The 8,188-nt window shown below is 68.7% G+C and carries 6 protein-coding genes; 3 read left to right on the forward strand and 3 right to left on the reverse strand.

What is annotated here, in order from left to right:
* The first annotated feature begins 9 nt into the window (after positions 1 to 9).
* Entirely contained in the window at positions 10 to 3,126 is a 3,117-nt protein-coding gene (locus ACLFRM_RS08325) for an efflux RND transporter permease subunit (RefSeq protein ID WP_410755280.1), read from the forward strand.
* On the opposite strand, the gene ACLFRM_RS08330 is transcribed toward ACLFRM_RS08325, so the two are convergent.
* From ACLFRM_RS08330 to ACLFRM_RS08340, 3 genes are all read right to left on the reverse strand, one after another.
* Positions 3,123 to 3,749, reverse strand: a complete 627-nt coding sequence (locus tag ACLFRM_RS08330; RefSeq protein WP_410755276.1) for a hypothetical protein — start codon at positions 3,747 to 3,749, stop codon at positions 3,123 to 3,125. The two genes, ACLFRM_RS08325 and ACLFRM_RS08330, sit on opposite strands and share 4 nt — an antisense overlap.
* Before the next feature lie 135 nt (positions 3,750 to 3,884).
* Complete coding sequence (locus ACLFRM_RS08335) at positions 3,885 to 5,165, reverse strand: MgtC/SapB family protein (protein ID WP_410755277.1); 1,281 nt, start codon at positions 5,163 to 5,165, stop codon at positions 3,885 to 3,887.
* A gap of 87 nt (positions 5,166 to 5,252) precedes the next feature.
* Entirely contained in the window at positions 5,253 to 6,428 is a 1,176-nt protein-coding gene (locus ACLFRM_RS08340; RefSeq protein ID WP_410755281.1) for an NAD(P)/FAD-dependent oxidoreductase, read from the reverse strand.
* A gap of 211 nt (positions 6,429 to 6,639) precedes the next feature.
* Here ACLFRM_RS08340 and ACLFRM_RS08345 point away from each other — a divergent pair, with 211 nt between their 5' ends.
* Both ACLFRM_RS08345 and ACLFRM_RS08350 read left to right on the forward strand, forming a co-directional pair.
* Positions 6,640 to 7,725 (forward strand): efflux RND transporter periplasmic adaptor subunit, encoded by a 1,086-nt coding sequence (locus ACLFRM_RS08345; protein WP_410755278.1) that lies wholly within the window; start codon positions 6,640 to 6,642, stop codon positions 7,723 to 7,725.
* Positions 7,722 to 8,188: efflux RND transporter permease subunit (locus ACLFRM_RS08350; protein ID WP_410755279.1), on the forward strand; the 467-nt coding region annotated here is incomplete at its 3' end. The genes ACLFRM_RS08345 and ACLFRM_RS08350, both read left to right, overlap by 4 nt.

The following is an 8,188-nucleotide window of genomic DNA, read 5'->3' on the forward strand; positions in this document are numbered from 1 at the left end:
CGAGTCCCGGTGAATGCCCTGCTCGCCGCGCTGTTCTCCCGTTCGCGCAGCGTCCTGCTGGTGCTGCTGGCCCTGCTGGCGGCCGGCGGCACGGCCTACGTGCAGATCGCCAAGGAGGCCGCGCCGGACGTCGACGTGCCGACATTCTTCGTCACCGTCGCCTACCCGGGCATCTCGCCCGAGGACAGCGAGCGGCTGCTGGTCCGTCCGCTGGAACGCGAGCTGGGCGGTCTCGAGGGCCTCGACGAGATGCAGGCCAGCGCCGGGGAGGGGTTCGCCCTGGTCCGGCTGGACTTCGACCCCGGCTACGACAGCCGCCGGGCACTGGCCGACGTGCGCGAGGAGGTCGACCTGGTCCGGCCCGACCTGCCACCGGGGGTCGAGGAGCCGGTGGTCTCCGAGGTCGACCTGTCGATGTTCCCGGTGCTGATCGCCACGCTCTCGGGCTCGGCGCCCGAGCGCACCCTGGTGCAGCGCGCCCGCGAGCTGCGCGACCGGATCGAGGCACTGCCGGGCGTGCTCGAGGTGGAGATCGGCGGCGACCGCGAGGACCTGCTCGAGGTGCTGGTCGACCCGCGCACGCTGGAGACCTACCGCCTGCCGTTCAACGACCTGGTCACGGCGATCGAGCGCAACAACCAGCTGGTGGCCGCCGGGTCGCTGGACTCCGGGGCCGGGCGGCTGAACATCAAGGTGCCGGGGGTGATCGAGTCGGTCGGTGACGTGCTCGAGCTGCCGGCGATCTCGCACGAGGGTACGGTGGTGACCTTCGAGGAGATCGCCGACGCGCGCCGGACCTTCAAGGACCCGGAGGGGTTCGCCCGCATTGACGGCGAGCCGGCCGTCTCGCTGGAAATCCGCAAGCGGGCCGGGGCCAATATCCTCGAGACCGTCACGGCGGCCCGCGAGGTGATCGAGGCCGAGCAGGCCGACTGGCCCGGCGGGATCCGGGTCCGCTACCTGCAGGACAGCGCCGAGGAGATCGACGACCTGCTCGGCGATCTGGAGAACAACGTCATCACCGCCATCCTGCTGGTGATGCTCACCATCGTCTTCGCCCTGGGCGGGCGGTCGTCGTGGCTCGTGGGGCTGGCCATCCCCGGTGCCTTTCTCGGCGGGGTGCTGGTCCTGTCCCTGATGGGGTTCACGCTCAATATCGTGGTGCTGTTCGCCCTGATTCTGGTGGTAGGCATGCTGGTCGACGGGGCGATCGTGGTGATCGAGCAGGCCGACCGGTATCTGGCCGAAGGCCGCGGCAAGCACGCGTACCTGGCGGCGGCCCAACGCATGGCCTGGCCGATCACCGCCTCCGTGGCCACCACGCTGGCGGTGTTCTTCCCCATGCTGTTCTGGCCGGGTCTGGTGGGCGAGTTCATGTTCTACCTGCCGGCCACCGTGATCGTCACCCTGCTGATGTCGCTGGCCATGGCCCTGCTGTTCATCCCGCTGCTGGCCGCGACGATCTCGCGCGGGCAGGGGGCGAGCCGCCCGGAGCAGGTCCGTCACATCCGGGCCGCCGAGGCGGGGCGCTTCGACGAGCTCGACGGCCCCACGGCACGCTACGTCGGCCTGCTGCGCTGGGCGATCGCCCACCCGGGGCAGACCTTCGCCGGCGTGGCCCTGTTCACCGTCGGCCTGTACGTAGCGTATGGAGAACTCGGTCGCGGGGTGGACTTCTTCCCCGAGGTCGAGCCGCGCTTCGCGCAGGTCCAGGTGCAGGCCCGGGGGGATCTGTCGGTCTGGGAAATCGACGATCTGGTGCGGGACGTCGAGAGCCGTCTCTACGACCACCCCGCGTTCAAGACCGTCTACGCCCGCAGCATCGCCTCGCAGCAGGACCGGCTGGGCCAGGACTACGCCGAGGACGTGATCGGCGTGATCCAGCTCGACCTGGTCGACTGGCAGCGGCGACCGCCGGCCGACGAGATCCTCGCCGAACTGCGTGCCGAGATGGCGGACATCCCGGGGGTGCGCCTGCAGTTCCTGACCGACTCCGGCGGGCCGAGCCAGGGCAAGCCGGTGGTGCTGCAGGTCTCCGCCGGGGAGCAGGGGGACGGGGTGGAGCCGCTCGTCGCGGGCGTCGAGCACCTGCGACGCGGCATGGATGAAATCGGCGGATTCGTCGACGTCGAGGACGACCGTCCGCTGCCGGGCGTGGAGATGCGCCTGGAGGTCGACCACCGCGAGGCGGCGCGCTTCGGGGCGGACGTCAATCTCCTCGGCCGGGCCGTGCAGATGCTCACCCGCGGGCTGTCACTGGGCGGCTACCGCCCCGAGGATGCCGACGAGGAGGTCGACATCCGCGTGCGCTTCCCCTTCGACGAGCGCAACCTCGCCCAGCTGATGAACCTCCGGGTGCCGACGCAGGCGGGACTGGTTCCGGTGCAGAATTTCGTCGAGTTCGTGCCGGCGCCGAAGACCGGCATCATTCACCGGGTCGACGGGCGGCACACCCTGTCCGTCAAGGCCGACGTGGCCGCCGGCGAGCTGGTCGACGATCGCGTGCGCGCCCTGCAGCAATGGCTGGCGGACAACCCGTTGCCGGAGGATGTCGCGCTGTCGGTCCGCGGCCAGCAGGAGGACCAGGCCGAGGCAGGGCGCTTTCTGACGATGGCCTTCCTCATGGCGATCGTGCTGATGGTGCTGATCCTGGTCACCCAGTTCAACAGCTTCTACCAGGCGCTGCTGGTGCTGACCGCGATCGTGTTCTCAACCAGCGGGGTGCTGCTGGGACTGCTGCTGCGCGCCGAGGCGTTTTCCGTGGTGATGAGCGGCATCGGCGTGATCGCCCTGGCCGGGATCGTGGTCAACAACAACATCGTCCTGATCGACACCTACAACCAGCTGCGACGTGACCGGATCGACCCGGTGGAGGCCGCCCTGCGCACCGGCGCGCAGCGCCTTCGCCCGGTACTGCTGACCACCATCACCACGGTGCTGGGGCTGATGCCGATGATCTTCGCCTTGACCATCGACTTCGTCGGCCGCGAATTCTCCATCGGCGCGCCCTCGACCCAATACTGGGTGCAACTGTCCACGGCGATCGCCGGTGGCCTGCTGGTGGCCACCCCGCTGACCCTGCTGTTCACCCCGGCGATGCTGGCGTGGTGGGACCGGCGTCGTTAGCGGATCTGCACCCGGCTCACGAGCAACACTTCGCAAGCGCCGCGGCCGGTATCGGAGCGGGTCAGGGAGGTGCGCCAGCGCCATCCGTTTTCGCCGTCCACATCGATCAGGTGGCCGGCCAGTCGTACCGTGTCGCCTTCGGCAATGCGGTCGATGTCTGCCGCGATCCATTCATTGGCGGGCACCAGGTGCATGTTGGCGCTGCTTTTCTCCACGTCCTCGCGTGGCACCGGGAAACGCTCCGTGTGCCAGCGGTAGAAACGTCCGGACTGGTCGATCTCGAAGGCCTCCAGCACTTCCGGGCGAGCCATGGGTCCCCAGCCCAGCGCCAGGTCCGTAGGGGAAAGCGCCGCCTCGGCATCGAAGCGGTAGTCCCTGCGGCTCAGGACCCGGGCCTCGATCTGGAACTCGGCTCGCGGCGTGATCCGGAAACCGCCGGCGGACAGTGTCGGCGTCTCGTCCAGCGTGGTCTGCAGGGGCGCGCGTTCGATGGAAAGGTCTGCATCGAAACCCGGCGGGGCGTCCGGGGCCACCTCCATATCCCAGTCCACCCCGGCCGGCTGGTTCCACCACCAGATCAGCCCGATTGTGACCACGGCCATGATCAGCCATCGAGTATTCACGTCAGTTCTCCCCGGTCGGTACGAGTCCCACCCAGCGCACTGAAATCCGGTGTCCCTTCATGTTCCTTGAACGACGGGAGAAATCGACGTATCACCCTGGCGCGCCAGGTTCTCGTCCGCCGTGTTCTCCGTTCCTCAGATCAGCCAGGCGGTCAGCAGCCCGGCGGTCAGGGAGAGGATCATCGGCCCGGCGACCCACAGGCCCAGCGTACGCGTGCCGATGATCGCGGCGATGCCGGTCTTGACCAGGTTGTTGGCCGCCGAGGCGATGATGATGCCGACCACGGCGACGTCCACGCTGATCGTCTCGCGGGCCATCCGGGTCAGCGACAGGTTGATCGCGTCGACGTCCGCCACCCCCGAGGAGGCGGCCAGCAGGTAGATCCCCGCGCTGCCGAGCCATTCCCGCAGCCATTCGCCGGCGAGCATGATGGCGGTCAGCAGCACGCCGAAGAGCAGGGCGGAGGTCAGGTCCAGCGGGTTCTGCTTGAGTTCCGGCTGCTCGACGTCGATGCCTCGGCGTGCCTTGCGCCACATGAGAAAGGCGGGCACGTACAGCAGCACCGTCATCACCAGCAACGGGGTCAGCAGGGCGGCGAACATCGGCGGATGGACCATGGTCGCCACCAGCAGCACGCGGGGGAACATGGTGCCGCAGGCGATCAGGATGCCGATGCCCAGCAGCGGGCCGAGGTCTTTCGTCAGGCGCGACTGCCGCGCGAAGTGCAGGGTCAGCGCGGTGGACGAACTCAGACCGGCGAACAGGCTGGTGAAGAGAATGCCCTTCTCGGCCCCGCCCATGCGGATGGCGAAATACCCCACGAAGGAGATCGAGGCGATCAGCACCACCATCCACCAGATCTGGTAGGGATTGAGTGCGTCGCCGGGGCCGAAACCCTCGTTGGGCAGGATGGGCAGCATCACCGCGGTGATCAGGAGCAGTTTCAAGGCCGCGTCGAGCTCGCGTGCCTCCAGCTTGTGCAGCAGGCCGTGGATCTCCTCCCGGTTGTCGAGGATCATGGCCGTGAACACCGCCGCGGCCGTGGCGACGACGACGTCCACGGCCACGGCGATCGCCCCGATACAGAAGGCGATCAGCAGGCCGACGCTGTCGGTGATGCTGAAGTTCTGCACCGATTCGGCGCGGGTGCGCCAGGCGACGATGGCGAGTGCCGCCACGGCGAGCAGCAGGGTGGGGAAGGCCCAGCCGGTGAGCGTCTCGGAGAGCAGACCGGCCAGACCGCCGAGCAGGCCCACGAGCGCATGCGTGCGCAGCCCCGCGATCCGCGATCCGGCCTCTTCCTTGCGCTTCGTCCAGCCTCGCTCCAGGCCGATCAGCGCCCCGAGCAGAATGGCGATGCCCAGATGCCAGAGGGTCTGGTTGTCCTGGATGAGCTGGCTGGTGAGGTCGTCCATGTCGCTCCTGTCGGAGAGTCCCGTGCTACGGGACCGAAGGGTGGTTCATCCCGGAGTCTAGCTCGGATATCTCTTGAAAGATCGGGGCTAGACGGATTGCCCGGCGGCGACACCCGAGGCCCAGGCCCACTGGAAGTTGTGCCCGCCCAGATGCCCGGTCACGTCGACCACCTCGCCGATGAAGAACAGCCCCGGTTGCCGGCGTGCTTCCATGGTCTGCGAGGACAGCTCGCGGGTATCGACCCCGCCGAGGGTGACCTCCGCGGTGCGATAGCCCTCGGTGCCGGCCGGCTGGACGGCCCAGTGCTGCAGGTGACCGGCGACGGCCGAGATGTCCTCGCGCGAGTATTCCTGCAGCGGCGCGGACCAGTGGTGCCAGTCGCAGAGCACACGCGCCAGCCGCTTGGGCAGGTGCTCGTCGAGGTACTGCAATACCGTGCCCTGCGGTCGACTCGCGCGTCGCTCCGCCAGGTCCGTGGCCGCGTCCCGCCCGGGCAGCAGGTCGATCACCAGCGGCTCGCCCGGCTGCCAGAAGCTCGAGATCTGCAGCATGGCCGGCCCGGACAGGCCGCGATGGGTGAACAGCATCGGCTCCTCGAAGCGCATCCCGTTGGCCGTTGCGGCCACCGGGAGGGCGATGCCGGCCAGCGACGCAAGGCGTTCCTTTAGATCGGGGTGCAGGGTGAAGGGCACCAGTCCGGCGCGCGTGGGCAGGACCTCGATGCCGAACCGGCGGGCGATCTCGTAGCCGAACGGGGTTGCGCCCATGGTGGGGATCGAGAGCCCGCCGGTCGCGATCACCAGCGATTCGGTGGTGATCGTGTCGCCATCGGTAGTCACGCGGTAGCCGCCGTCGGTAGCCTCGATCGCCTCGACCGGCGTTTTCAGTCGCACCTCCACACCGGCCCACTCGCACTCGGTGAGCAGCATGTCGACGATCTCCTTGGCCTTGCCGGCGCAGAACAGCTGGCCGGCGGCCTTTTCCACGTGCTCGATGCCGTGGCGCTCGACCAGCTCGAGGAAGGCCTGCGGCGGGTAGCGCCTGAGCGCCGAGATACAGAAGCGCGGGTTGGCCGAGAGGAACTGGTTCGGGGTGCTGTTGAGGTTGGTGAAGTTGCAGCGCCCGCCGCCGGACATCAGGATCTTCTGCCCCGCCTTGCGGGCGTGGTCGAACACCAGCACCCGCCGGCCGCGGTAGCCGGCCGTCGCCGCGCACATCAGGCCGGCGGCCCCCGCGCCGATTATCACCACGTCCACCTGCATCGAAGTCCCAAGGCCCACGGATTTGCGTCCACTGATTCGCTCGAATGACGCGGCATCATAGCAATGCCGCGGTCAATGGGACCGCGTCGGGCCTCGCCTCGTACTATGCTGAGCGCTGCATTCGGTCACCTACATGTCTCGCGGAAACCCCATGCCACTGTTTCGTTCAATTGGTCGGCTCGGCCCAACCGCCTGCCCGACGCGTCAACTCGTGTCGCTGGTCTCCTTGTTGTTGGTGGCCCTGGCACCGCCGTCTCTCCACGCCCAGTCCGACTCGCCCGCGACCGCCGTGATCGCCTCGGACGCCGAGCGCCAGACCTGGTCGGACCCGCTCGAGGCGCTCGGCACGGTGCGCGCCGACGAGTCGGTCACGCTGTCGGCAACGGTGACCGAGCTGATCCGGGAGATCCATTTCGAGGATGGCCAGCGCGTCTCCGCGGGCGACCTGCTGGTGCACCTGGAGGATCGGGAGGAGCAGGCGGAGCTGGCCGCGGCGCAGGCCCGGCTGGTCGAGCAGCGCAACGTGCTGGCGCGCGCCCGGGATCTCGCCGAACGCAACCTCGGCGCCCGGGCGGAGCTCGAGGACGCCCGTGCCCGCGTGCAGCAGGCGCAGGCCGAGATCGAGGCGGCCGAGGCACGCCTGGCGGCCCATCGCGTGCTGGCACCCTTCGACGGGGTGGTGGGGCTGCGTGACATCAGCCCGGGCATGCTGGTCAGCCCGGGCACCTCGCTGGTCCGGCTCGACAAGCTGGATGTCGTCGACGTGGACTTCACCGTGCCCTCGCGACACCTCGGGGCGATATCGCGTGGCCAGACCATCACGGCGGGTACCGATGCCTATCCGGGGCAGCGTTTTTCCGGTCGGGTGACGGGCATCGATACCCGCATCGATCCGGCCACTCGCAGCATCACCCTGCGTGCGCGCATCGACAACGCCGAGCGTGCCTTGCGCCCCGGGCAGCTGATGCAGACGATCCTCGAGCGCGACCGGCGCGAGGTGGTGGCGGTCCCCGAATCGGCGTTGTTGCCGCAGGGCGAGCACCAGTACCTGTTCGTCATCGACCGGGAGGCCATGACGGTCGAGCGCCGCGAGGTCGATATCGGCGAGCGCCGCGAGGGCTGGGTGGAGGTGATCGAGGGGCTCGAGCCCGGCGAGCGGCTGGTGCGCCACGGCATCCAGAAGGTGCGCGACGGCGATGCCGTGCGCGTGCTCGACGTGGCCGACGGTGACAACCCGATCCGCAAGATCCTGAAGAAACATCGCGAAACCCTGGACGCCGAGCGGAGCGAGCCGTGATTCTCTCCGATATTTCCGTGCGTCGCCCGGTGCTGGCCGGCGTGCTGTCGGCCCTGCTGGTCGCCTTCGGCCTGATCGCGCTCGAGCGCCTGCCGTTGCAGGAGTACCCGCATATCGACCCGCCCGTGGTGAGTGTCGACACGCGCTATCCCGGGGCCTCGGCATCGGTGGTCGAGACGCGCATCACCCAGGTGCTCGAGGATCGCATCGCCGGGGTCGAGGGGATCGAGATGATCACCTCCTCGAGCGAGGACGGGCGCTCGTCGATCACCGTGGAATTCGCCCTGTCACGCGATCTCGACGCGGCGGCCAACGACATGCGCGATCGCATCAACGGGGCGCTCGACAACCTGCCCGAGGAGGCCGACCCGCCCGAGGTGGAGAAGGCCGATTCCTCCAGCGAGGTGGTGCTGTGGCTCGGCCTGTCGGGGGAGGAGTATTCCATCGCCGAGCTGACCGACTA

It is taken from the genome of Guyparkeria sp. (genome assembly GCF_046540515.1).
Lineage (GTDB): Bacteria > Pseudomonadota > Gammaproteobacteria > Halothiobacillales > Halothiobacillaceae > Guyparkeria.

Coding starts and splice junctions, on each gene's coding strand:
- ACLFRM_RS08335 (WP_410755277.1), bottom strand. CDS start 5,165: ATGGACGACCTCACCAGCCAGCTCATCCAGGACAACCAGACCCTCTGG.
- ACLFRM_RS08340 (WP_410755281.1), bottom strand. CDS start 6,428: ATGCAGGTGGACGTGGTGATAATCGGCGCGGGGGCCGCCGGCCTGATG.